Source organism: Sphingorhabdus sp. YGSMI21 (assembly GCF_002776575.1).
Taxonomy (GTDB): Bacteria; Pseudomonadota; Alphaproteobacteria; order Sphingomonadales; family Sphingomonadaceae; genus Parasphingorhabdus.
Map to the genome: position 1 here is coordinate 2,797,742 of NZ_CP022548.1, position 22,642 is coordinate 2,820,383.

Annotated in this window: 29 protein-coding genes; 13 read left to right on the plus strand and 16 right to left on the minus strand. The window is 58.8% G+C overall.

Annotated elements, in window-relative coordinates; translation table 11 throughout:
- Nucleotides 1–75 precede the first annotated feature (75 nt).
- Together CHN51_RS13455 and CHN51_RS13460 are read left to right on the plus strand one after the other, a co-directional pair.
- The gene (locus tag CHN51_RS13455) at nt 76–1,299 is read left to right on the plus strand and encodes an IS256 family transposase (RefSeq protein WP_100093971.1); all 1,224 of its coding nucleotides are present in this window, start codon (nt 76–78) and stop codon (nt 1,297–1,299) included.
- Between the two features lie 379 nt (nt 1,300–1,678).
- Nucleotides 1,679–2,269, plus strand: coding sequence for a hypothetical protein (locus tag CHN51_RS13460; protein ID WP_100094477.1), 591 nt, complete (start codon nt 1,679–1,681; stop codon nt 2,267–2,269).
- A gap of 480 nt (nt 2,270–2,749) precedes the next feature.
- Here the strand turns inward: CHN51_RS13460 and CHN51_RS13465 are convergent, their stop codons facing one another.
- Nucleotides 2,750–2,920 carry a CsbD family protein gene (locus tag CHN51_RS13465; protein ID WP_100095644.1) on the minus strand — a complete coding sequence of 57 codons (171 nt, stop codon included), beginning with the start codon at nt 2,918–2,920 and terminating at the stop codon, nt 2,750–2,752.
- 289 nt (nt 2,921–3,209) lie between these two features.
- On the opposite strand from CHN51_RS13465, the gene CHN51_RS19820 reads away from it, so the two are divergent.
- Nucleotides 3,210–3,656, plus strand: coding sequence for a PaaI family thioesterase (locus CHN51_RS19820; protein ID WP_164089219.1), 447 nt, complete (start codon nt 3,210–3,212; stop codon nt 3,654–3,656).
- A 6-nt stretch (nt 3,657–3,662) separates the two neighbouring features.
- On the opposite strand, the gene CHN51_RS19825 is transcribed toward CHN51_RS19820, so the two are convergent.
- Nucleotides 3,663–3,821, minus strand: coding sequence for a hypothetical protein (locus CHN51_RS19825; protein ID WP_164089222.1), 159 nt, complete (start codon nt 3,819–3,821; stop codon nt 3,663–3,665).
- A gap of 125 nt (nt 3,822–3,946) precedes the next feature.
- On the opposite strand from CHN51_RS19825, the gene CHN51_RS19830 reads away from it, so the two are divergent.
- Complete coding sequence (locus CHN51_RS19830; RefSeq protein ID WP_164088918.1) at nt 3,947–4,789, plus strand: hypothetical protein; 843 nt, start codon at nt 3,947–3,949, stop codon at nt 4,787–4,789.
- 30 nt (nt 4,790–4,819) lie between these two features.
- On the opposite strand, the gene CHN51_RS13480 is transcribed toward CHN51_RS19830, so the two are convergent.
- Both CHN51_RS13480 and CHN51_RS13485 read right to left on the minus strand, forming a co-directional pair.
- Nucleotides 4,820–5,239, minus strand: a complete 420-nt coding sequence (locus tag CHN51_RS13480) for a carboxymuconolactone decarboxylase family protein (RefSeq protein WP_100094480.1) — start codon at nt 5,237–5,239, stop codon at nt 4,820–4,822.
- Nucleotides 5,236–5,691 carry an ester cyclase gene (locus tag CHN51_RS13485; protein ID WP_100094481.1) on the minus strand — a complete coding sequence of 152 codons (456 nt, stop codon included), beginning with the start codon at nt 5,689–5,691 and terminating at the stop codon, nt 5,236–5,238. The genes CHN51_RS13480 and CHN51_RS13485 overlap by 4 nt, the downstream gene beginning before the upstream one ends.
- A gap of 101 nt (nt 5,692–5,792) precedes the next feature.
- Between CHN51_RS13485 and CHN51_RS13490 the strand changes: the two genes are divergently transcribed.
- Together CHN51_RS13490 and CHN51_RS13495 are read left to right on the plus strand one after the other, a co-directional pair.
- Nucleotides 5,793–6,260 (plus strand): MarR family transcriptional regulator, encoded by a 468-nt coding sequence (locus CHN51_RS13490; protein ID WP_100094482.1) that lies wholly within the window; start codon nt 5,793–5,795, stop codon nt 6,258–6,260.
- A 68-nt stretch (nt 6,261–6,328) separates the two neighbouring features.
- Complete coding sequence (locus tag CHN51_RS13495; RefSeq protein WP_100094483.1) at nt 6,329–7,195, plus strand: cupin-like domain-containing protein; 867 nt, start codon at nt 6,329–6,331, stop codon at nt 7,193–7,195.
- A 310-nt stretch (nt 7,196–7,505) separates the two neighbouring features.
- On the opposite strand, the gene CHN51_RS13500 is transcribed toward CHN51_RS13495, so the two are convergent.
- Nucleotides 7,506–7,949, minus strand: coding sequence for a GFA family protein (locus CHN51_RS13500; RefSeq protein WP_100094484.1), 444 nt, complete (start codon nt 7,947–7,949; stop codon nt 7,506–7,508).
- A gap of 139 nt (nt 7,950–8,088) precedes the next feature.
- Here CHN51_RS13500 and CHN51_RS13505 point away from each other — a divergent pair, with 139 nt between their 5' ends.
- Nucleotides 8,089–8,475 carry a hypothetical protein gene (locus CHN51_RS13505; RefSeq protein ID WP_123906324.1) on the plus strand — a complete coding sequence of 129 codons (387 nt, stop codon included), beginning with the start codon at nt 8,089–8,091 and terminating at the stop codon, nt 8,473–8,475.
- On the opposite strand, the gene CHN51_RS19580 is transcribed toward CHN51_RS13505, so the two are convergent.
- Entirely contained in the window at nt 8,453–9,085 is a 633-nt protein-coding gene (locus tag CHN51_RS19580; protein ID WP_123906325.1) for a hypothetical protein, read from the minus strand. The genes CHN51_RS13505 and CHN51_RS19580 overlap by 23 nt on opposite strands.
- A gap of 140 nt (nt 9,086–9,225) precedes the next feature.
- Here CHN51_RS19580 and CHN51_RS13510 point away from each other — a divergent pair, with 140 nt between their 5' ends.
- The gene (locus CHN51_RS13510; RefSeq protein WP_100094486.1) at nt 9,226–9,918 is read left to right on the plus strand and encodes a uracil-DNA glycosylase family protein; all 693 of its coding nucleotides are present in this window, start codon (nt 9,226–9,228) and stop codon (nt 9,916–9,918) included.
- Nucleotides 9,919–10,012: 94 nt separating this feature from the next.
- Here the strand turns inward: CHN51_RS13510 and CHN51_RS13515 are convergent, their stop codons facing one another.
- Nucleotides 10,013–10,444 (minus strand): nuclear transport factor 2 family protein, encoded by a 432-nt coding sequence (locus tag CHN51_RS13515; RefSeq protein ID WP_100094487.1) that lies wholly within the window; start codon nt 10,442–10,444, stop codon nt 10,013–10,015.
- Nucleotides 10,445–10,705: 261 nt separating this feature from the next.
- On the opposite strand from CHN51_RS13515, the gene CHN51_RS13520 reads away from it, so the two are divergent.
- From CHN51_RS13520 to CHN51_RS13535, 4 genes are all read left to right on the plus strand, one after another.
- Nucleotides 10,706–11,047, plus strand: a complete 342-nt coding sequence (locus CHN51_RS13520) for a hypothetical protein (protein WP_123906326.1) — start codon at nt 10,706–10,708, stop codon at nt 11,045–11,047.
- A 448-nt stretch (nt 11,048–11,495) separates the two neighbouring features.
- The gene (locus CHN51_RS13525; RefSeq protein ID WP_100094489.1) at nt 11,496–12,005 is read left to right on the plus strand and encodes a hypothetical protein; all 510 of its coding nucleotides are present in this window, start codon (nt 11,496–11,498) and stop codon (nt 12,003–12,005) included.
- 96 nt (nt 12,006–12,101) lie between these two features.
- The gene (locus CHN51_RS13530) at nt 12,102–12,584 is read left to right on the plus strand and encodes an anthrone oxygenase family protein (protein WP_100094490.1); all 483 of its coding nucleotides are present in this window, start codon (nt 12,102–12,104) and stop codon (nt 12,582–12,584) included.
- Nucleotides 12,581–13,087 (plus strand): N-acetyltransferase, encoded by a 507-nt coding sequence (locus CHN51_RS13535; protein WP_100094491.1) that lies wholly within the window; start codon nt 12,581–12,583, stop codon nt 13,085–13,087. Before CHN51_RS13530 ends, CHN51_RS13535 begins: the two co-directional genes overlap by 4 nt.
- A gap of 28 nt (nt 13,088–13,115) precedes the next feature.
- Here CHN51_RS13535 and CHN51_RS13540 read toward each other — a convergent pair whose 3' ends face one another.
- The 5 genes from CHN51_RS13540 to CHN51_RS13560 form a co-directional block, all read right to left on the minus strand.
- Nucleotides 13,116–13,544 (minus strand): cupin domain-containing protein, encoded by a 429-nt coding sequence (locus CHN51_RS13540; RefSeq protein WP_100094492.1) that lies wholly within the window; start codon nt 13,542–13,544, stop codon nt 13,116–13,118.
- Nucleotides 13,541–13,978, minus strand: coding sequence for a globin (locus CHN51_RS13545; RefSeq protein ID WP_100094493.1), 438 nt, complete (start codon nt 13,976–13,978; stop codon nt 13,541–13,543). The genes CHN51_RS13540 and CHN51_RS13545 overlap by 4 nt, the downstream gene beginning before the upstream one ends.
- A 1-nt stretch (nt 13,979) precedes the next feature.
- Complete coding sequence (locus CHN51_RS13550; protein WP_100094494.1) at nt 13,980–15,443, minus strand: S41 family peptidase; 1,464 nt, start codon at nt 15,441–15,443, stop codon at nt 13,980–13,982.
- A gap of 203 nt (nt 15,444–15,646) precedes the next feature.
- Complete coding sequence (locus tag CHN51_RS13555; RefSeq protein ID WP_100094495.1) at nt 15,647–17,239, minus strand: isocitrate lyase; 1,593 nt, start codon at nt 17,237–17,239, stop codon at nt 15,647–15,649.
- A gap of 687 nt (nt 17,240–17,926) precedes the next feature.
- Nucleotides 17,927–19,720 (minus strand): SLC13 family permease, encoded by a 1,794-nt coding sequence (locus CHN51_RS13560; protein WP_100094496.1) that lies wholly within the window; start codon nt 19,718–19,720, stop codon nt 17,927–17,929.
- Between the two features lie 188 nt (nt 19,721–19,908).
- On the opposite strand from CHN51_RS13560, the gene CHN51_RS13565 reads away from it, so the two are divergent.
- A complete protein-coding gene (locus tag CHN51_RS13565) occupies nt 19,909–20,712 on the plus strand; it encodes a lipid II flippase Amj family protein (protein WP_100094497.1) in 804 nt (267 codons plus the stop codon).
- 41 nt (nt 20,713–20,753) lie between these two features.
- On the opposite strand, the gene CHN51_RS19835 is transcribed toward CHN51_RS13565, so the two are convergent.
- The 4 genes from CHN51_RS19835 to CHN51_RS13585 all read right to left on the minus strand — a co-directional run bounded on the left by CHN51_RS19835 (nt 20,754) and on the right by CHN51_RS13585 (nt 22,486).
- Nucleotides 20,754–20,906, minus strand: a complete 153-nt coding sequence (locus CHN51_RS19835) for a hypothetical protein (RefSeq protein ID WP_164089224.1) — start codon at nt 20,904–20,906, stop codon at nt 20,754–20,756.
- A gap of 69 nt (nt 20,907–20,975) precedes the next feature.
- The gene (locus CHN51_RS13575; protein ID WP_240616730.1) at nt 20,976–21,413 is read right to left on the minus strand and encodes a DoxX family protein; all 438 of its coding nucleotides are present in this window, start codon (nt 21,411–21,413) and stop codon (nt 20,976–20,978) included.
- Complete coding sequence (locus CHN51_RS13580) at nt 21,413–21,838, minus strand: ion channel (RefSeq protein WP_100094500.1); 426 nt, start codon at nt 21,836–21,838, stop codon at nt 21,413–21,415. The genes CHN51_RS13575 and CHN51_RS13580 overlap by 1 nt, the downstream gene beginning before the upstream one ends.
- Nucleotides 21,839–21,844: 6 nt before the next feature.
- A complete protein-coding gene (locus CHN51_RS13585) occupies nt 21,845–22,486 on the minus strand; it encodes a hypothetical protein (RefSeq protein ID WP_100094501.1) in 642 nt (213 codons plus the stop codon).
- Nucleotides 22,487–22,642: the final 156 nt, after the last annotated feature.

Sequence of the window (22,642 nt, forward strand, 5' to 3'; positions counted from 1 at the left end):
GTGAGGGGCAAAACAACCGGGAGTGTCATAAATTCCGTGTGTCGTGGGGCATAATGGGTAAAAAGGAGTCCCACTATGTCACGACGCAAAGAGCCGACGATCCCGGCAGGTTTACTGGATCAACTTTTAGCAGGCACCGATGCAGCTTCTGCGCTGGATCAGGGAGGATTGCTGGATTCGCTGAAGAAGGCGCTCGCCGAACGGGCGCTGAATGCCGAGATGGATTATCATCTGGGCGGCGACGAACAGGCTGGTAACAGCCGCAACGGCTATGGCCGCAAGCGTGTCATCACCGATAGCAGCAAGATCGAGATCGAGGTGCCGCGCGATCGCGCTGGTAGCTTTAATCCGCAGTTGATCGCTAAATACCAGCGCCGGTTTCCCGGTTTTGATGATAAAATTATCTCCATGTATGCGCGCGGGATGAGCACGCGGGAGATAACCGGGCATTTGCGTGAGCTATACGGCATCGACGTATCGCCTGACCTGATCTCGACCGTCACCGACGGTGTTTTGGAGGAAGTTACCGCCTGGCAGCAGCGCCCGCTTGATCCGGCCTATCCGCTGGTATTTTTTGACGCCATTCGCGTTAAGATCCGCGATGAAGGCATGGTCCGCAGCAAAGCTATCCATATCGCTCTTGGCGTCCGCGCCGATGGCCGCAAAGAGGTTCTCGGCCTGTGGATCGAACAAAATGAAGGTGCCAAATTCTGGCTGCGGGTCATGAATGAGCTTAAAAACCGCGGCACCGAGGACATCATGCTGGCCGTTGTTGACGGTCTCAAGGGATTTCCTGATGCGATAACAGCGGTGTTCCCTGAAGCTGTCGTCCAGACATGCATCGTCCATCTGCTACGTAACAGCATGGATTTTGTGGCATGGAAAGATCGCAAGCCGCTGGCGGCAGCCCTCAAGGCCATTTACCGCGCTGTTGATGCCAAGGCTGCCGAGGACGCGCTGACTGCTTTTGAAGCCAGCGAATGGGGTCTGCGTTATGCCGCCATCGCCCAGAGCTGGCGGCGGGCATGGAATGAAGTTATTCCATTCTTCGCCTTTCCCGAGGCGGTACGCAAAATCATCTACACGACGAATGCTATCGAAGCCCTGAACTCAAAGCTCAGACGGGCAGTCAGGGCCAGAGGGCACTTCCCCAATGACGAGGCGGCAACGAAATTGCTCTATCTGGTCTTGAACAGATCAGAAAAAGAGTGGAGAATGCCACCACGTGAGTGGACCATGGCAAAGGCCCAGTTCGCAGTTATCTTCGGCGAACGCTTCATCAAAGCCATGGCGGCATAATGTCTAACAGCCCCACGACACACGGAATTTATGACACTCCCAAACAACCCCAATCTCCAACACCCTTTCCTACACTCCCCCACATAACCTACCGTCCGTCCCATGACAGACACCGCCAATTCCCGGCCCGCAAAATGCCGCCACCCGATCTCCTGCTTGAATTACGGTAATAGGAATTACGGTGACAGGTGCAACAGTCCCCAACCCCCTATCAAAAGCAAAGTTACGGTGACAGTTTACTCAATGCACGAAACTTCACCCCAATATGAAATTACAATGAAAGTACGCTTTGAGTAGAATTCTAATCAACGATTGCTGATATCTCGGCCTCCCACTTCCACACCACGCAACCTTCCCCCCACCCACGAGTAACCCCAACATGAAACAAACCCTCTCCCTAATCCCCCTCGCGCTCCTGGCGGCCTGTTCATCGCAGTCCTCCCCCGATGCCGAGCCGGCGGCGGAAGAGACTGTTTCTGTGACACCCGCAACGCCGGTGGCTCCGGAGAAGGCTGCCCCCGCACCCGCTCCCGTGCCGTCGGCGAACACCCTTACGCTCGCCGGCCTGGGCGACCTCCGTATTGGCGAGGCGGTTCCCGCGGGCAGTCGCTGGGCCGAGCGCGGGGCGCAGGTTTCCGAGGGTTGTCATGTGCTGTCCTCGCCCGACTATCCTGATGCCTACGCAATCGTCGAGGGCGGCACGCTGCGGCGGATTTCGATCAGCAAGGGTTCCAGGGTCAAGCTGGCCGAGGGCATTGGTCCCGGGGCGACCGAGGCTGTGGTGAAGCAATATTTCTCCTTCAAGGCCACGCCACATAAATATGGCGATCCGCCCGCCAAATATCTGACCGCCCCCAATGCCGCCGGCGGTGCTTCTGCGCTGCGGTTCGAGATCGGCAGCGATGGTACGGTCAGTCAGATCCATGTCGGTACGATGCCGGTGCTTGGCTATGTCGAGGGCTGTGCGTAACGCCGCTTCGTTATAAAGACCCGTTCGCCCTGAGCCTGTCGAGCCGAAGGCGACCGAAGGTCAACGGCAGGCGTCTGTGAGGCAGGTTGGTTCGCGCCGTCATCCTGAACTTGTTTACCTTCGGTGGCCTGCGGCTCAGGATCCCTCTCGACTACGCGCCTGCCGAACGAGGTCCTGAAACGAGTTCAGGATGACGAGCATCCGCCCACCATCGTTCGCCCTGAGCCTGTCGAAGGACCGCCTCTATGAGGCAGGTTGATGTTCTTCCCACCTGTGCTTCGACAGGCTCAGCACGAACGGATCGGGTGCCGCGCGTTTCCCTAATCTCCACCCGAACCAAACCTCCCGCAAACCCCCACCAATCCACCAAGCCAAAAAAAAGCCGCCCCATCAGGGACGGCTTTTCGTTCGGCGCTGCCCGCAGCATGGGGAGAGGGACTGGGGGAGAGCGGGCAGCGCCGGGTTCAGGGAGGGGTTGGCCTAGACCTTGTCGCCCAGAGCGCCCTTGACGGAGCCCTTGACTTGCTGGGCCTTGCCCTTGGTTTCCTGAGCCGCGCCTTTGGCACGGGTCTCGGGATCATTGCTGTTCTGTTTGGCTTTGCCAACGGCTTCGTTCACATTGCCTTTTACTTTGTCTACGAGTTCGCCCATTTTCATGGTCCTTCTGTTTGGCCGGTTGTCCGGCCCTTGGGGGATGCAGGCGTTGTTGCCTGCACAACCTATCTATGCACGAACGGCCGGATCGTTCCCGCGGCCATCACGGGTCGGCGCTCAATCGAAACGGTCTGGCGCTATGCGGGAATTGACCGGGGAACTGACGGGTGGTGGGGCGCGTGCGTTTCACCGGGTCCTATCAAAAGCAGGTCTTTGGCCCGAGCGGTTGCGTGATAAAAACTGTCGGCAAGACGGAAAGCCGTCAGACCGAAACAGGGAGAGAGCAATGAGCGCAGAAGGCAGAAGCAAACCGAAATATAATGTCCCCTTCGTCGAACGGACGGGGCTGCGATATCTGGAGGACAGCTATGGCTATGCGCGGCTGCTGATGCCGCTGGCGGGCAACGAGAACCATGTCGGCGTGCTCTATATGGGCGCCTATACCGTGCTGGCCGAAGCGGTGGCCGCGCTGCCGGGGATTTCCTTTCTCGACACGGAACGCCACTTCCCGATCCTGAAAGATATTTATGTCGATTTTCACAGCCCCGCCGCCAGCGATGTCACCGCCGAATATCGCTTGTCGGACGAAGAGATTGAGGGCCTGCTCGCCGATCTCGAGCGCAAGGGCAGCGCCACCTATATCGCCGAATTCCCTATGCACGATGCCGACGGCGCGCATGTCGCCACCGGCAAGGTGACGGTGAAGCTATTGTCGCACGGCTGGAAGAAATAGCAGGCTTCAGGCGGGGAGGGCTTGGCTCTCCGGTTCCGGCGCCCGGATGGCCCGGACCGGGGCCATTGTCGCGAGGATGGCCAGCTCCAGCCAGAATATCTTCGGGTTCGCGGTCATGAAGTTCGGGAACAGAGCCGCCTGGATGGTCAAGTAGAGGTTGGTCATCGCGAGGCCCCATGACTTGCGTCATAGATGGCCGATGCTTTGACAGCCCCGTCTTATTCGTTATGGTTCTTATTTGGTCTTCGCTGCCTTGTTGCAGCGAAGACGCCAACCCGGGGGGGTGTTCAGTGACGAAAGAAACCGGACAGGGTGATCCTGACGAAGCGGACGGGGGCGGTGAAAAGCCGCGTATCGACTATAAAAAGATACTCGACAGAGGCAAGACCTTGCTCGGCAGCACCGCATGGCTGTCCTCGCTGGCCCTGATCGTGGCCGCCATCAGCCTGACCTTCCTGGTCTATAATGACAAGATTTGCGGCATCGACAGGCTCGGCAAGGACGGGATCGACAAGATCCAGTTCCGGGCCCCCGACAGCCAGTGCAACAGTGCGCCGCTGGCACCCGATCCGGTCGATCGCGACCCGTCCCGCTTCCGCGGGGATGGCGGCGGCATTGTCGCGCCGGTGCAGCCCGAGGTCAGCGCCCTGAGCCTGAGCCGGGAGCTGAAGCAGATCGTCGCCGAGGTGCGCGAAAGCAACGGCCTGACCGGTGACGCGCTGCTGACGACGGCGGCGCGGGCGGAGATCGAGGACCGGATCAGCGAGAACGACCTGCTGGCCGACCTGCGGGAGAAAGCCCGGCTGCGCGAGGGGTTGTTCGTCAATTATGGCACGCCGCGCAAGACCACGGTCCCCGGTGATCCGCAACCCGTCGGTTGTCAGGTCTATGCGAAGAAAAAGGATGCCGGGAAATGGCTGGTGATCGAGGGGCCCAATGGCAACGAGATCGTGCGCTATGCCAATGACTCGCTGCCGGAAGAAATCGGCGGCCGCCCGGTGGTGACCGAAGTGCAGGTGAACGGCAAAGACGCGGTGCGGCTCAACATTGACCTGACCGGCGTCGAGGATAATTATACCGTCGTCTATGCCCGGGAAGCGAGCGAAGTGGAGCGCAACAAGCGGAAATGCTGAAGCGCTGACGGGCGGGGCGCAGCGGCGGGCCTACCAGCCCAGCGCCAGCGCCATCCGGTTCCACAGGTTGATCATGGCAATGGCGAGCGCCAGTTCCGCCTGCTCTTCCGTGTCGAAAATCCGGGTCACAGCCTCGGGTGCTGCCGTCGCTTCGGGTAGCCTCGTCAGTGCCTCCGCCCACAGCAACGCCGCGCTTTCGCGCTCGCTGAACCGACCGCTGGCCTGCCAGTCGGCAAGCGCGTCGATCCGTTCCGTTGTTTCCCCGCAAGCCCGCAGCGCCGCCTTGTGCCGGCTGATGCAATAATGGCAGCCATTGATCTGCGACACGCGCAGCCGCACCAGTTCGAGCAGCGCCATTCCCAGTGACGAGCCATCGAGGGTCTTTTCGCAGGACAACAATTGGCCCAGCGCCGTCTCCGCCACGCCGCCGGCCAGCAGGCCGCCGCTCATGCCGCGTTCCGGAAGGGCAGGGCGTCGAGCGCCGCGATCCCCGGTCCGCCGATCTGCTGCATCAGCGAGGCGAGATCGTAGAAAAATTCCTCCGCCACCATCAGCCCGTCGCGGAAGTGCACGAACACGGTGAACGGCTGCTCGATCTGCCTGCCGCTCGGCGCGATGCCCAGAAATTCGCCGATATGCGTGCCCCGCCAGACCGCCTGCGCGACATAGACATCATCGCCCTGCCAGAAGCTGATCTGCCCCGCCGCGCGCTCCACGGTCACGTCAAAGGCCTGCCAATGCTGCCGGTAATGCGCCTCCGCCCCGGCATGGCCGGTCCAGGTCTGCTGCGTCGCATGGTCGTAAAATTCGCAATCCGGGTGTAGAGTCGCCAGCGTCCCCGCCAGATCATGGTCATTCTCGGCCGCCAGATGGCGCCCCAGCATCGGCAAATTCCTGCTCATATCATTCTCCTCTTGCGTGACCGGCTCATCGCTATATTATCAGAGCCCTGATATATAATCATCAGAACACTGATGAATGTCAAGCCGGGAAAGGTAGCACCATGGACAGTTCCGAAATTCCCGCGATAGGCGAGGGCAAGCGCGGCACCGACGGGCATATCGCCTATCTGCTGCGCCAGGCCTCGGCAGCGGTGCGGCAGCGGCTGGAGCAGGGCTTTGCCGCGCACCATATCACGCTGCCGCAATTCACCCTGCTGACCATGCTCAAGGCCTATCCCGGCCAGTCGGGCGCGGAGCTGGCGCGGCTCGCCATGCTGACGCCGCAGACGGTCAATGTGATCACCGCCAATCTGCTCAAGCGCGGCGCGATTGTGCGGGTCCGCTCGGGGGAAGACAAAAGAATCTTCGCGCTCAGCCTGACCGAACAGGGCGCCCGCGATCTCTCCGCATGCCGCGCTATTGCCGATACCGTCGAGCGGCAATTGCTGGCCGGCACCAGCGCCGCCGACGAAGCGGTGATCCGCCGCTGGCTGGTGTCGGTGGCCCTGGCCGGAGACGGACAGGAATAGCGGGCGTTGACCGCTTTTTAACCATCCCCGCCTATCCTGGCAGCGGTCACAGACAGCGGGAGAGGCAAATGGCTTTGGTCAGCCAGCCATTCAGCGATGATATGCTGGACGCGCTTGCCGCGGCCTATCCGCTTGCGCCGCGCCATTTGCAGCACCGGATCGCCGACCATCCGCTGCTCGAGCTCGACGCGCTGGCCGCGCTCGCGCGCCGCCTGCGCCCGGAATCTATCGAATTCAACGCCGCCACCGACCTGCCGCTCGGCATAAGCAACGACGAGACGCCCTATACCGGCCTCGACGTGCATGAGACGATCGACAGAATCGAAAGCTGCGGCTCCTGGGTGTTGCTCAAAACCATCGAGCAGGACCCGGCCTATGCGCAATTGATGAGCGATGTGCTGGGCGCGATCGAACCGGTGGTGGAGCCGCGCACCGGCAAGATGATGCGGCTCGAGGGCTTTATCTTCATCTCCTCGCCGCGCGCTGTGACGCCGCTGCATTTTGACCCGGACTATAACATCCTGTTCCAGGCGCGTGGCAGCAAGACGATGACCTTCTTCCCGCCCGGCGACCGGGAAATGATCAGCGACCGCTTTTTCGAGCAATATTTCAACGGCGGCCCGCGCAACCTGCCATGGCGGGAAGAATGGGCCGAGCGCGGCCAGCCGATATCCGTCACCCCCGGCGAGGGCATCTATGTGCCGATCCTCGGCCCGCACTGGGTCAAGGTGCATGACGAGGTCTCGGTCTCGCTATCGCTGACCTGGCGCAGCGAATGGAGCTTCCACCACGCCGACGCCTGCCGCTTCAACAGCCGCCTGCGCAAACTCGGCCTGCGCCCGTCGTCACCGCGTATCTACCCCGCGGACAACCGCCTCAAAAGCTACAGCCAGCGCGCCCTGGTGCGCGCGGAACGGATGCTGGGGCGCGGGTAGGGGAGAGGCGCGTTGCCGGGGAGGCACGTTCGGTTCGCATCGTCATCCTGAACTCGTTTCAGGACCTCGTCCGGCAGGCGCGCAATCGAGAGGGATCCTGAAACCAGTTCAGGATGACGAGCGTCCACCCCCTCCGTTCGTCCTGAGCCTGTCGAAGGACCGCGTCTATGAGGCAGGTTGGTGTTCTCCCCACCCATGCTTCGACAAGCTCAGCACGAACGGAGTGATTGAGGCACGAACAGGGCGCGTCCACCCACCCCCGTTCGTCCTGAGCCTGTCGAAGGACCCGGCACGAACAGCACTCGAGTATCTATTCCCCCTCCGCCTCGATCATCGCAAACAGCTCCGTCCCGGTCAGCATCTCGCTATCCCCGGCAAAGCTGTAATAAGCCGGCTTCTCGTCGATAAACACCTGCCGCCGGAGCGCCAGGTCGGCCTTGTCGGTCGCGTCGTCGAACAGCCCGGCGCAGACCATATGCTCGCCCGAACCCTTCAGGCGATAGAAGAGATGCGAGCCGCAATCCCCGCAAAAGGCCCGCTCCGCCCATTCCGACGAGCTGTAGACGGTCATCCGCTCCGCCCCGCCGATCACCACATCCGTCCCGCAATCAATCTCGACAAACGGCCCGCCACCCCAGCGCCGGCACATCCGGCAATGACAGGCATCGACATGGCTGGCGGCCTGTGTCGCGGTGATGGTGATGGCGCCGCAGAGGCAGTGGCCCTGGCGTTGGGTTGTTTGGGGGGTGGTCATGATGGGGCCTCCTGTTGTGGTGGATGGGGGTAATCGGATTTTGACAGTACATTAATCATCGTATAGCACTAGGAATTGAATTAGCGATTAGACAAGAATCGTTGCTACTTCTATGCGCTTAAATTGATGGGGACGGGACATGGCCACAGTTTATAATATGACGCAGCAAGAACAATTCAATGAGCAGGGCCATGACGGCAATTCAGAAAAGCAGCAACTTGATGAATTGATTGAATTGGTGAGTAAACTATTGCCAGTTACGTCTGTCCAATATCCAAAGCTAGACAACGAGGACGGTGAGCCAGTAGCAAATTTTTGTGTCCGCCACTCGGCTCTTCATTTTACAAAAACTGCGGGGCAATTGGCCGCTATTGCCGAGGCGATGGATCATGGGGCAGTAATGAACCAATCTGATCTTACCAAAGTCGCTGTTAACAGTTTGATAAATTCGTGCAAACTAGCATCTGAAATCGGAATATCTTCTAGTGATCTAATTCAAGGTATTAATCAGAAATTCGGTCGATAATTTTTTTTGGGACCACAAATGTCGTTTTCGCGGCGCTTTCTTGATCTGGCTCGTGTCCTAACAGTCTTTTAGTTCGTTCAAAGGACACGCGCCAATGATTCCATAGGTGTTTGTCGGACATTCCTTTCATGTCCAAATCTGCCAAGTGGATTATTCCCTCAGGCGTTTCTTTAAAATTCCAAGCATATAATGGTCTAGGCTTTACCCTGATCGTGATTTCTGTTCTCGGAGATTGCCGGGTGACGGGTAAGTATTCAAATGGACCAAATCCCGTTACCCAAGATGTCAACTCGTTTACTCTAGCACGAAATTGAAACCCATAATTATCATTCGATTCAAATCGATTTTCAAGATACACGGAGTCACATTTTTCAAGGTTTTCAATTAGTTCTTTGAGATTCTGGTCTTGGTCAACGTCAGGAAATAACAAAGATAACGTGGTGATTTCTTCGCTTCGTATCGCGCTTTTGATGTGTTTGTCGATGCTTACCGGATCGACATCAGACTTTATCTGTGTCCAACCGTATTTTGCCATATCTTTCGCTGCGGTCGCAGCAAAAGCACATCCCGATCCGTTGCTTCGAAAAAACTTCCTTTGTTCGCTAGGCACGAAATGTTTTCCCCGATATACTTTTCTCTAGTGTAGTGTAGTAGAGAAGATCGTGAACTCAACCCTGTTGTTAAAAATGTTGGTATTGTAATGCTTAACACTGAAATGACAGCGAGATTTTATGGAGCGCATGGACTAATATGACAAGCATTCCCAACACCACATTTGCGGATAGAGTGATAGATTTTTACAATTCCTTCGAAAAGTTCGCTTGGACTGACGGTGAGTTAGCTCTTGTTTCTCCAGTTGGGAACGAAAGAAGACAAGCCGCATTTGAAAAATTTTGTCACAAATTTTATCATGATAATAATGATCGAGTCTTTTGTTTGGGTATCAACCCTAGCAGAGTTCGAAATTCGTCAACCGGTGTACCTTATACCGATGGATTTGCCTTGGAAAATACTTGCGAAATTCAAAATGACTTCAGCAAGTCTCGTGAGTTATCATCGATTTTTTTCAACAAGGCGGTTGAGCATTTTGGAGGTGCGGAGGAATTCTACAAAAGCTTTTACCCAGGCGCGGTCTTTCCGCTCTCGATACTGAGTTCCAAAAAATATTGTAATTATTATGATAGTAATGTTCCAGAAAAAGTTCGCGAAATGATTCCCGAGATGCTTCAAGAACAATGCAAGATAGGTAGTAACCGGCGCCTCATAATCATTGGATCTGGTGACAATGCAAAGCATCTCGGCCGATTAAATGATGAGTTGGGGCTATTTGATTGGGTAGAGATATTGGAGCATCCGCGCTATATAATGCAGTATAAGAGCAAGGATTTGGAAACGTACCTAGAGAAGTATGTCGGTGTTTTCAAAAAAGCGGTTGGAGTCTAGGCAATGGCGATAGTGGGGCCATTAGTTTTATGAGATAGCGGGTTCATTCGTTCGTAGCTATAATTAGCCCATAGTTGAACGCATACCCCCCCCCTCACAACCCCAACTCCCGCGCAATCATAGCATCGCTAAAATAAGCCCGCTCGCAGACAATCCGGTCGGTCCCCGGCGCAAATTCAAAGCTCGCCGCCATCCGCACCCGAAAGGCTTTGCCGGTGGGCTCGATCACCCGCTCGCCGATGGTCAGCGGGCCGAGATGGGTGCCGGTCAGCCAGAATTCGACCAGTACGACATGCTCGCCCGCCGCGCCGATCGCGATCACTTCATTGGCTTGGTCGGGAAAGGGCGTGCGCGACATCGCAAAATAGGCGCGCACCGCTTCCTCGCCGTCGAACACCGTCCCATTCCCGTATAATTCATAGCGCGGATGCGCGAACGTATCGATCACCGCATCCCATTCATGGGTGATCTCCAACGCCATATGATCGCGCACGACCGTGAGCCGCGCTTGTTCGAGGTCGGTCATATTTTCGCTCTCCCTTTTTTGTTGGCGGGAGTGTCGCGCAGCGGGGAGGGGAATGCAATGCTCGTCATCCTGAACTTGGTTCAGGATCCCGCAAGGCAAGCGCGCAATCGAGGGAGGTCCTGAAACGAGTTCAGGATGACGAAGGGGAGGGGGGATAGGCTTCGCACTACTGTATTCCAACCGTGACCACGGTCACGCATCAATCTCTAAAACCGGCTTTACACCGATCCTCTCAACTTAACGGACTGAAAGGATTGAAAAATGGCGAGTATACAGTCGAAAGAACCTGACATGGACCGCAGGAAAGCAATCAAGAAAGGCTTCCCGATATCGGAGGCCGGATTTGCAAAGCATGGGGAAGAAATCTTCGTCCCCTGGGGCAAGGTGGAATCCTGGAACCTCATTCTGTCTCCGGTCCATGTCGGCGTCAATGAGTCCGGTAGCCAGAAGGACAATGCGTTGATGGAGTTCGGAATGTCGGCGCGGCCTCTGGACAATGGCAGCGGATGGGAAATCGCCTCGGCCAGCGCTTTTCGCTTTTGGAATGCCGACATGTATCGGGACCTCCCGGTCAGAGTCCAATATCTGATGGTTGCAAAATAGCGCATATCGGGGGCAGGACTCTGGCGAGAGCGGCAATCCAGAGCCGCGGGCGCCGCTCTGGATTGCTTCGGGGCGTTGCCCCTCGCAATGACGAAGGAGGACGCACATTCGTCATCTAAGCCACGGACCAATGTGGTCAACTTGTGCCGGGACTACGGGGAACAATTCCAGCCCCTCCTCTTCAGAGGAGGGGATTCAGGGGTGGTGGCGATGCGCAAGCATCGCTCGCGTTAGCGAAAAAGGGGGGTGTGGCGGTTGATATTTCTGATTGTCGGGGATTGTGCTTTGCCGGGAGCAACCACCCCAACCCAGTTTCAGGTGAAACGACCCCCGGTCGTTTCAGATCAGTCCGGGGGACTGATCGACCTGAAACTTTTAAAAAGGAGGGGCTTAATCCACCCAAAAATCCGCTTTCCTACACCACCCCGACTATGGCTTAATCCCCGCTATGCCCCGCGATCAATCAACCTCCCGCCCCGACCCCCGCAGCAGCTTTGTCCAGAACCGCCGCATCTCCCGCATTCCAGCTTTCACGCCCGTCCCGCTACGCCCGCGCGCCGATGGCTGGTCGCCGGTCCGGCAAGCGGAATTTATCGGCCTGCTCGCGCAGACCCGCTGCGTCAAGAAGGCGGCGGCGCTGGTCGGGATGAGCCGGGACAGCGCCTATCGGCTCCGCCGCAAGCCCGGCGCCGAGGAATTTGTTGCGGCCTGGGATATGATAATGGGCGTGCCGACGAGCCAGCAGCGAAAGGTTACACTAGAAACGCTCTTCCAGCGGCTCCGGCAGGGCAGCTACCGCCCGATATTGCGCGGTGGCCGCTATGTCGGGACGATCCGGAAACCGGACAATAGCGCGCTTTTGACGCTGCTCGGGCGGCTCGACCGGCTGTTGCCGCCGGAGGGTGATCCGGGCGAGGAACCGGAAGGTTACAGAAAAGAAAAGCGCGCGTCTGTGTAAAGTTCGCGGAGCGGCACGGCGGGAAAAACGTGACTCGGGCTTTTTTTCGCCGCAATATGGGCCGGTCCCCCGCGCAACAGACGAGGAGAATATCCGATGGAAGAAGTGATCACCGCAACGCTCTGGTTCGCCGCGCTGTCGGTCGGGATCATGGCGGGGGTCTATTTTACCTTTTCCGCCTTTGTCATGCGATCGCTCGACGCGGCGGGGCGGGCGACCGGCATGGTGGCGATGCAGGCGATCAACCGGATCATAGTGCGGTCGCTGTTCCTGCCTTTATTCTTCGCCAGCAGTCTCGCCTGCCTGTTGCTCGCGGTCTTTGGGGTGATGGAGTGGGGCTCGCCGGGCGCCTGGCAGATGGTGGTGGGCGGGGCGCTCTATGTCATCGGCATGCTGGTGGTGACCGCGGCGGCCAATGTCCCGCTCAACAATGCGCTGGAGGCGACCGACGCGGCGGGGCCGGAGGCCGAGGCGATGTGGCGGCGCTATATGCAGCGCTGGGTGCCGTGGAACCATGTCCGGACGCTGAGCTGCACCGTCTCGCTGGCGCTGCTGATCGGCGCGATAGCCGCGCGATGAGCCTGGTCATCCGCCCGGAAAAGACCGCCGATCGGGCTGCGATCCACGATATTACGCAGCGCGCCTTTGCGCCGATGGACTATGCCGGTGGCAATGAGCAGGATCTGATCGACCGTTTTAGGGACGCCGGGGCGCTGGCGATCTCTCTGGTGGCAGAACTTGACGGCGCGCTGGTCGGGCAGGTGACTTTTACCGAGGCTTTCGCCGCCGACGGGTCGCCCGGCTGGTATACTTTGGGGCCGGTCGCGGTGGAACCGGACTTGCAGGCGCAGCATATCGGCAGCCGGCTGATCGAGGCGGGGCTTGCCATGCTGCGCGAGCGCGATGCCGCGGGCTGCGTGCTGACCGGCGATCCCGCATATTACAGCCGCTTCGGTTTTCGGATATTTTCCGATCTTTGCCCCGAAGGCGAACCCGCCGCTTATTACCAGATGTTGCCCCTGCGGGTGGCGGTTCCGCAGGCGGTGGTCGCCTTCCATCCGCTATTCTACGGGCCATCCTGAGATGGAAGAGCGGGCTTTTCTGCGATGCTCAGCGTCCGGGCGACCAGTCTGCCGGAGCCAGTTCGAAGCCGGAAAATTCAAAGCCCGGCGAGACGACGCAGCTGACCAGCGCCCAGCCATGATCGGCCTGTGCTGCCTGCCAGTGGCCGGTCGGGATGCGATGCTGCGGGGCGTGTCCGGCGATGATATCGGGGCCAAGGCGGATCGTCGACACCGGCCCGCTATCCTGTTCCGCCGTGCCGAGCGCAAGCGGGCTGCCCGCGTGCCAAAGCCAGACTTCGGTGGCATCGACCCGGTGCCAGTGCGATCCCTGGCCCTCCTCAAGCAGAAAATAGATCGCGGTGGCGCTTGCCCGCTCGCCATCCGCCGCGTCTGCGCGCCAGGTCTCGCGATACCAGCCACCCTCGGGATGCGGTTGCAGGCCGAGCTGCTCGATGATGGTCCGTGCCTCGCTCATGTCCGCACCGGCACTTCGCTGTTGCGGTCCACGGTCGCAACCCTGGCGACCAGTCCGTCGGCCTGCCGCTGCCACGCGGCGCTTGCACCGGCGGGCCAGTCGGCACCGGCGCGACTGGCCATGGTCTCGATCACCAGCGCAAACCAGGCGGCATAGTCATGCGGGGTGAAGTCGGCATAATTGTGATGCAGGTCGATGAAATTGGTGACCGCATGGTCGACCCACCATTCGCCCGCCGCCAGCCCGAGCATCGCCTCGAGCGTCTCCCGCGTCATCCGCTCGCGCGCCGCTTCGGGGTTGAGAAAGACCGGAGCGTAGTGCGGATGATCGGCGATAAACCGGTCGAACAGTTCGGCGGCGATGCCGTCATAGCGGTCGCCCAGCGCCTCGAGACTGTCCTCCATCACGGCATGGTCGGTCTGGTGCGCGGTCATCTCAGAAGGAGCCCGGAACCTCGCGCTGGGCGGGGGTCGGTCGGGCCGGCATCAGCAGCTCGCGGGGCGCGGCTGCCGGTCCGGTTGCAACCCGGCTGGTGCTCGCCGTCGCGCCGTCAAGCACGCTGCTGATCGGGGTGCAGGCGGCGCCGGAGAGAAAGCCGAGGGCGCGGGCGGTCGATGCCTCGGCGGGGTCGCCGAGCGGCCGGCTGACATCATCGGCGGCCTGGCAGCTGTTGGTCAGCGAGCTGGCGAGGCCGTCGAAATAATTGGCGTTGCCGTCGGCATTTTCGGTGGCAAAGGCGACGATCCGGAGCCGGTCGTCGCAGGCGCTGCGGTCGAGGCCGATCTGGCCGACCGGCTTGCCGTAAGTGTTGCTGCCGACCAGCGCCATGTCGGCGTCGAGATAGGGGATCATCGCGTTGATCACCAGCTCGCTGGCCGAGGCCGAGCCGCCGGTGGTGATGAAGGCGATGCGGGTCGGGGCGATCGACTGGGCCTGGGTCTGGAAATTGCGGGTCTCGTTGTTCGACGACTTGCTGGCGCGGAAACGGGTCACGCCCTGCACCTGGTTGGTGAAGCGGTCGCGGCCGAGCAGATCGGCGAACAGCTCGGCGGTGCGGACCAGCCCGCCGCCATTGTAGCGCAGGTCGATGACCAGCTCGGTCACACCGGCGTTGCGGAACTGCTGGAACGCGTCGCGCAATTGCGGCTCGGCGCTGTCGATGAAGGTGCGCAGGTTGACATAGCCGGTCTGGGTGCCGCCATTGTCGATGATCTGCACGCCATAGCGCGGTGAGATGGGCTGGATCGCATAGTCGGCCTTGCTCACCGTGGTGGTGGTCTCGACACCCGCTGCGTTGCGGAAGCGCAGCACGCGGCTGGTCCCCGCTGTTGATGGGCCGAGTGCATTGCTGACCGCGCCGGCGCCGCCCTGGGCGAAGAGTGCGGTGACCGTCTGGAGATTGGAACTGCTGGTCCCGATGGCGAGCAGTTCCGCGCCGCGATCGATACCCGCGGCAAGCGCCGGCGCGCCTTCATAGGCGTCGAGGATATAGACCCGCGAGGCGTTGCTGTCATAGCTCAGCCTGATGCCAAAACCTGCGGTCGCGCCGGAGTTCAGGAAGGCGTTCTCCTCGGCGATCGAGGTGATATAGGTGAAATAGCGGTCCCGCCCCTGGTTCCGCGCGGTGGCGGTGAGCGCGTCGATATAGTCCTGCACCGATGCATAAGGCGCGGGGCTGAGGCTGGCGGGCAGGGTCTCGGGGAAGAGATACCATTCGTCGAGCAGGTCGAATGCCCAGTTCTGCCGGCTTTGCAGCGAGCAGGTCGTTCCGGTCGGCGTCGGGGTGGATCCGCCACCGCCGGGCGGCAGGCTGACATTGTTGCTGCTGCTGCCGCCACCGCCGCAGGAAGCGAGCAACGCCGCCAGTGCCAATATCGAACCGGATTTCCGCAATGTCATGCTGCCCCCATTTGCCAGACTGATCCCAGGTTAATTCCGACAGGCTTAACCGGATATGATCGACCCTGATAGGCTTCGGGCCAATTGTCCACATAGAAAAAATCCGCCGGCATTGCTGCCGACGGATAGTTTTTTCCTCCCCAGGAAAACGGGTTGGATCGGGTGCCCCCAAAGGGGGTAGGGAGCACCCGACCTATCTGATATTATCCGAACTGGTTCATCGTGTTGTGCGCGCCACCGGCTTTCAGAGCGGCTTCACCAGCGAAATATTCCTTGTGATCATCGCCAATGTCACTGCCCGACATGTTCTGGTGCTTCACGCAAGCGATGCCTTCGCGGATTTCCTTGCGCTGCACGCCGAGGACGTAGCCCAGCATGCCGGCGTCGCCGAAATATTCCTTGGCCAGATTGTCGGTCGACAATGCGGCGGTGTGATAGGTTGGCAAAGTGATCAGGTGATGGAAGATGCCAGCGCGTTTCGAACCATCGGCCTGGAAGGTGCGGATGCGCTTGTCAGCCGCTTCGCCCAGTTCGGTGTCGTCATATTTCGCGTCCATCAGATCATCGCGATCATATTCGGAAACGTCGAGACCTTCTGCGGCCATCGCGTCATAGACCTGCTGACGGAAGTTCAGCGTCCAGTTGAACGATGGCGAGTTGTTGTAGACCAGCTTGGCGTTCGGAACGACTTCGCGGACCCGGTCCATCATGCCGGCAATCTGCTCGACGTGAGGCTTCTCGGTTTCGATCCAGAGCAGGTCAGCACCATTTTGCAGCGAAGTGATGCTGTCGAGAACGCAGCGGTCCTCGCCGGTGCCGGGACGGAACTGGAACAGGTTGGAAGGGAGGCGTTTCGGACGGAGCATCTTGCCATCGCGGTTGATGATGACATCGCCGTTCTTGGCAGTGGCCGGATCAATTTCTTCGCAATCGAGGAAGCTGTTATACTGGTCGCCGAGATCGCCGGGCTCGTTCGAAACCGCGATCTGTTTGGTCAGGCCAGCGCCGAGCGAGTCGGTGCGGGTGACGATGATGCCGTCGGTGACGCCCAGTTCGAGGAAGGCATAACGGCAGGCGCGGATCTTCGCGAGAAAATCCTCGTGCGGCACGGTAACCTTGCCGTCCTGGTGGCCACATTGCTTTTCGTCGGAAACCTGGTTTTCGATCTGCAGAGCGCAGGCACCCGCTTCGATCATCTTCTTGGCGAGCAGATAGGTCGCTTCGGCATTACCGAAACCGGCGTCGATATCGGCAATGATCGGAACGACATGGGTCTGGAAATTCTCGACCTTGTCCATCGCCGCTTTTTCTGCTGCCGTGTCACCAGCTTCGCGCGCCGCATCGATGTCGCGGAACAAAAGGTTCAGTTCACGGGAGTCTGCCTGACGCAGGAAAGTGTAAAGCTCTTCGATCAGTGCAGGGACCGAGGTCTTCTCGTGCATCGACTGGTCGGGCAGGGGGCCGAACTCGCTGCGCAATGCGGCAACCATCCAGCCGGACAGGTAGAGATAGCGGCGCTTCGTGTCGCCGAAATGTTTCTTGATCGAAATCATTTTCTGCTGTGCGATAAATCCGTGCCAGCAACCCAGCGACTGGGTATATTTGGAACTGTCGGCGTCATAGGCAGCCATATCCTCGCGCATGATCGCTGCGGTATATTTGGCGATGTCGAGGCCGGTCTTGAACCGGTTCTGCAACTGCATGCGGGCAACGGACTCGGCGTCGATGCCGCTCCATGTGCCATTCTGGCTGTTGATCAGGCTGTCTGCGGAACTCTTTAACTCTTGGTAGGACATGATGATTTTCCTTAAACTGGGGAGGCGGTTACTCGATATGCTGTAAAATTATTTTCAGCGTCTGAGAAAGTTATTGGCCGAGTTTAAGGGTTTGTTCCAGATAAATTTGTCAAATTATGAGTCGGTCTGTCTTGAAACGGCAACTGGATGCAGTAAAAGTGTAAATAAGCTTACACACTCTTGCGGCGCGCATCCGAAACAAAAGCGTGGGGTATTCGAGCTTCAGAAATAATGATGTCATCTTGGGGATATCGATGCGGACTCACATTTCGGCCGTCATGGGACGAATGGTCTGGTTTGTTTACCCAGATCAGTGGAATATAACATCTTCTGACCTGCGCGCTATCCTCATTGTTCCGATGTTTTTCCGGCATTCTTGCATCATGGCATTTGCCGCATCGCCTCATATTTCCTGTGGCGGGCCAGTCCTCATAACCAAAATACCCAATCCAGAAATCGAGCTTGGAGCGGGACGCCGATGAAGAGGATGGCAATATTGATCCCAAGCTAACCAGATGTACCGAAAGCAAGCTTTAAATATCTGATATAGATAACGAAGATGGTGGCAGGGATAGAACATCTTTGTCGTAACGAGATATCTTTCTCGGTACGACTATTGACGAATTTTGAACTACAATCTGCAAACTTTGCCCACAGGATTTTACCAAGTGGGCGCGCCTTTATATCTCACAGGGGCCAGATCAGGGGAATGATGGTTATTGAGGTGATAGCGATAACCAGCGTCAACGGCAGGCCATAGCGGGCGAAATCGAGGAAGCGATAGCCGCCTGCGCCATAGACCAGTGTATTGGTCTGATAGCCGATCGGCGTCAGGAAGCTGGCGCTTGCGGCAAACATGACCGCGATAACAAAGGGCCGTGGATCGACGCCAAGCGATAAGGCGAGCTGGATCGCGATCGGCGTGACAACGACGGCAACCGCGTTATTGGTGACCAGTTCGGTCAGCATCAGGCTGAGCAGATAGATGGCGGCGAGAGCATAGACCGGCGGGAAGCCGGACAGCCAGGGGGTTGCAGCTGCGACCATCATCTCGACCAGACCGGCATTTTCCAGCGCCGTGCCGATTGCCAGCATCGCCACGATCAGGCCGATGATCCGCCAGTCGACCGAGGCAAAAGCCTCGTCCGGTTCAATGCAGCGGGTGACCAGGACTGCGGCCATTCCGAGCACTGCCAGCCCGGCAATCGGCATGATATCGAGAGCGGCGGCAAGCACCACAGCGAGAATCACCGCAATTGCGATCGGCGCTTTGTGGCGCCGGTATCCGCGGGTTTTCGGTTCGCTGACATTCATCAGATTCTCGCCCTCGACCAACCGGCGGATGTTTGTTTTTGCGCCTTCCAGCAACAGGGTGTCGCCAACCTGTAATTTGGTGTTGTCATATTGCTCGGACAGGTTGCTGCCCCTGCGGTGCATGGCGATCGGATGAATGCCATAGCGTTGCGGCAGGGCCGCCTCTTTCAGGCTCTGGCCGATGAGATGGGCATCGGGGAGGAGCAATATCTCCGCCAGCATCGACCTGTGCGACGACATCGGCACAAACTGCTGCGAATCCTCGCTCTTGGTCAGCGGCAGCTTGCCGCGTTCGCGAATGGTCATCACGTCCGCTTCATTGGTATGCAAAACCAGAACATCACCCTTCCGAACCACATATTCCGACAGCGCTTTGCGGATCGGCACATCGTTGCGGACGACATCCACCAGCCGCCGCTCGCCATTGCGGAACAGGTCGATCTCGCTCGCTATCTGGCCGACATAGGGAGATGTGCCGCCGATGAAGATCGACATCGTATAGCGTTTGCTCTCATTCTCGTCGAGCAGCGAGGACATTGTGTCACGGTCCGGCAGAAAGCGGCGGGTCAGGGCGAGATAGGTCACGCCAACCAGCGCGATGACGATACCGGCCGGGGCGATCTCGAAAATCGAAAAGCCGGCCAGGCCGTTCTTCTGCGCGACACCGTCGACCAAGATATTGGTCGATGTGCCGATCAGGGTGCAGGTGCCGCCCAATATGGCGGCGAAGGATATCGGCATCAATATCTTGGACGGGCGCTCGCCCAGTTCCTTTGCCAGGGTTATTCCGATCGGGATCATCATCATCACCAGCGGCGTATTGTTGGTAAAGCCCGACAGAATCGCGATGGCGACCAGCAACAGTCCGGTTGCCAGCACCGGAGACGCCTTGGCCAGACCGGTGACCTTGAGCGCAAAGGCTTCCAGCGTACCGGTCCTGACCAGCGCCCCGGAGATGATGAACATCGCGGCGATCGTCAGAGGGGCTGGGTTGCTCATTGCGGCCAGAATATCGTCGGTCGAGATCAGCCCGAGAACCAGGAGCAGGCCGGCTGCGCCGATGGCGGTGACCTCCGGCGGACGGATTTCCGTCGCAAAAGCGATCAACAGCAAAAGCAGTATCAGGGCAACAAGTGCAGGGGAATAAGGCGCGAGAACAGCAAGCATCAACAGGTCCGATCAGAATAGCGCGCTGGATAGCGGAAATCCCAATAAATGCCTGTGCGAAACTGTGCTAGCCACAAACTGCACGGCCACACAAAATATTGTTTGGATAGCTGAAGATTTGGTTCATGGGCGTTTTCGTTTCGTGCCCGACAAGCGGATGATTCTGTCGATAGAAATCGGAAAAAACCATGGATCAGCAACTCCTGATAATTTGCGCTTTGACCTTCTCGATCCACCTGATCGGAGCGCTGGCCTATTCAGCCCGCATTGCCGGCGTGCGAACCGGGCGGATCGCGGTATCCTTTGCCCTCTTCAACATCCTGGTTCTGGTGTCGCGGCTGTCTAACAGCTTCCTCGGGCCATTTCTCGCCAAACGGATCGAAAACGGGCTGGCCGATGGCACGGGCGAAGGCTTGCTCGGCGACTTTCGGCTCGTCCTGCTTGCGGCAACGGCCGCCACCATTGTCGGCGCGCTGCTCATTCCGACGGTGCAACGCTGGTTCAGCAGCGCCATCTTGCAATTCCATGAGCATCGCTCAATGCCGCGGCTGATCTGGCACGCCCTGACCAAGGGCGGGATCGGCTATGTCGGAAGAACTGCAACCGCACCCAAGCGCGTACATATCAGCGACTTGCGCAAGCCGCGCGGCGTATCGATGGCGATCATCATATTGAATATTGTGGCGCAGGCGCTGCTTACGGTCGGCGTGGTCGGCTCTCTGTACGCCGGCTATCTCAATCCCGAATATCGGGTCACGGCATCGCAGCTATCCGCCGTGATCAACGGCTTTGCCACGATCCTGCTGTTTGTAGTCATCGACCCGCAACTCTCGGTAATGACCGACGACGTGGTCAGCGGACGCGTCAGCCAGCCGATGTTCCGGAGGACGATCACCTGGCTGTCGCTGAGCAGGGTAGGCGGGACATTGCTGGCCCAGGCGCTGCTTTTGCCGGCCGCATTGCTGGTGGCCTATATTGCCGGCGCAATCTGACGGTAAGCCAGCACGGCCATTCGCGGTTAGTCCTGCGCGAACTAACTCAGTGCCGGAATGATCCAGGCCATCGACATGACAATGACCGCCAGCAGCAAAGACGCCGCCAGCACGATCCTGACATTATGGGACGCACGGGGCTTGTTGCTCGCCTCGCGTTCGGTCACTTCGATCTGATCGCCATGCTTTTCCATATTTTGCTCCTTTGCCGTTCCCAAAATAGCGAAGGCGAGCATAACATAAATACAGGCTTTAGGGCAGATTTACGCTGTCCGGTACCGGAATGGCCAGTTGGTCACACCCCCGGCGATCAGGGCCCACCAGACAAATATGGGCTGAAAGGCAAGGCGTGGGCCGTGATAGAGCCAACTCGCCGTCTGGCCTCCGATCACGACATTGTTGATGGCATGGTTGATATTGGCGGGATAGACACAGACCGCATAGAGGGCGAGGCCGAGCCCTGCCGCATAGCGTGCTTTTGGAACCAGGCCGGGCGGGACCAGCAGTCCGACTGCTCCGGCGATCTCGGCTATTCCGGTGAACAGGATGATCTGTTCGGCAAAGGGTACCCAGTCGGGGGTGATCGCCAGAAACCCGTCCGGGGAGCGAATGTGGGCGATCCCGGCAACCAGATAGAAAAGGGCCAGCAGCCAGCGGAAAAACCGTCTGGCGAGACTTTCCTTGTGTTGGGCGCGTTGCACTAGCGACGTCCCATACGGGCGACAACAGTGACAAAAAATGCGGTGGACCAGCCTAGCAGGATGAATCCGTTCAGGCCCTCGATCGCGGCAATCATCTGCCATTTGGTGTCCAGGGCATCGCTGTTATAGCCGGTGGTGGAATAGGTGATCGTGGAAAAATAGATCGCTTGCTCGAAAGTGGCAATGGCATCGACCAGCCGGTAAACGATCGCATAGGCCCAGATCTCTATGCCATGGAGCACGAACAGGCCGAATACCAGCGCGAGCGTGACGATGATCCCGTGCGGGGACATTGGGTGAATATGCTCCGCCGCCTCCTCGCGGGCCTCGATCCGCAGAAAACGGCCGAGACCGAAGATGCCAACGCCGTGAATGAGGACGGTCAGAAGGACCATGAAACCACCGACGGCCAGCTCTGCGAACATCGCGGTTCAGCCGCCCCAGGGCGGGGGCGGGACAGCGACCGGCTTGGACAGGTCGAATTCGACGCGGAAATGCCGGCCATCGGCGGTTTCCGGCCGGCGCAGTTCATAGGCAAACCGGGCGTCGCCCTGGCCGGGTTCGCTGACTTCCATCGCCCAGACATTGGTCACCGACTGGTCGAGACCACTGGCCTTGAAGGAGGCGATGGATTCAGCGTCCACTGGAAATTCCTGTCGATCCGCAGTCCCTTCCTCAGCCGTGTCGCCGCCATAATTTGTGACGCTGTCCAGACTTCCATCCTCGTGGCGATGCCGGTGCTTCAGCCGTAGGCCGTCATCGGTGCGGGAGATGATCCAGGTTCGTGACCGGTTCCACGTGTCAGGTCCTTCCGCGATATGGAAAGGGATCTGGATTTCGTTCAGATCGCAAGAGGCCGCGTGCATGATCATTGGCTTTCCCGCCATATCGGCATCTGCTTGCTGTTCAGATGCCAATGTCCCGGCATAGGCTTTGCCGCAGAGCAGACTCAGCCGCTCGAAAAACAGGTCCTGCGGTGATGGCTCCGGTGCTGGAGCGGAGGGTGAATCACACGCTGCGAGCGGGATACAGAGAAGAAGCGCGGCTGCGCAGGTGAGTTTTGCTTGTTTCATCGGCACTATTGCTACACAATTTCCTCGAGCCTTGAAACCGCTGAAATTCAACTGTTTGCTTATTAACAAATAGGCTGCTATAGACGCTACAGCTAATAAATCGCGTTACGAAGAAATCTAGGTTTCGCAACCCCAACGGTCGCATACTCTTTTTCC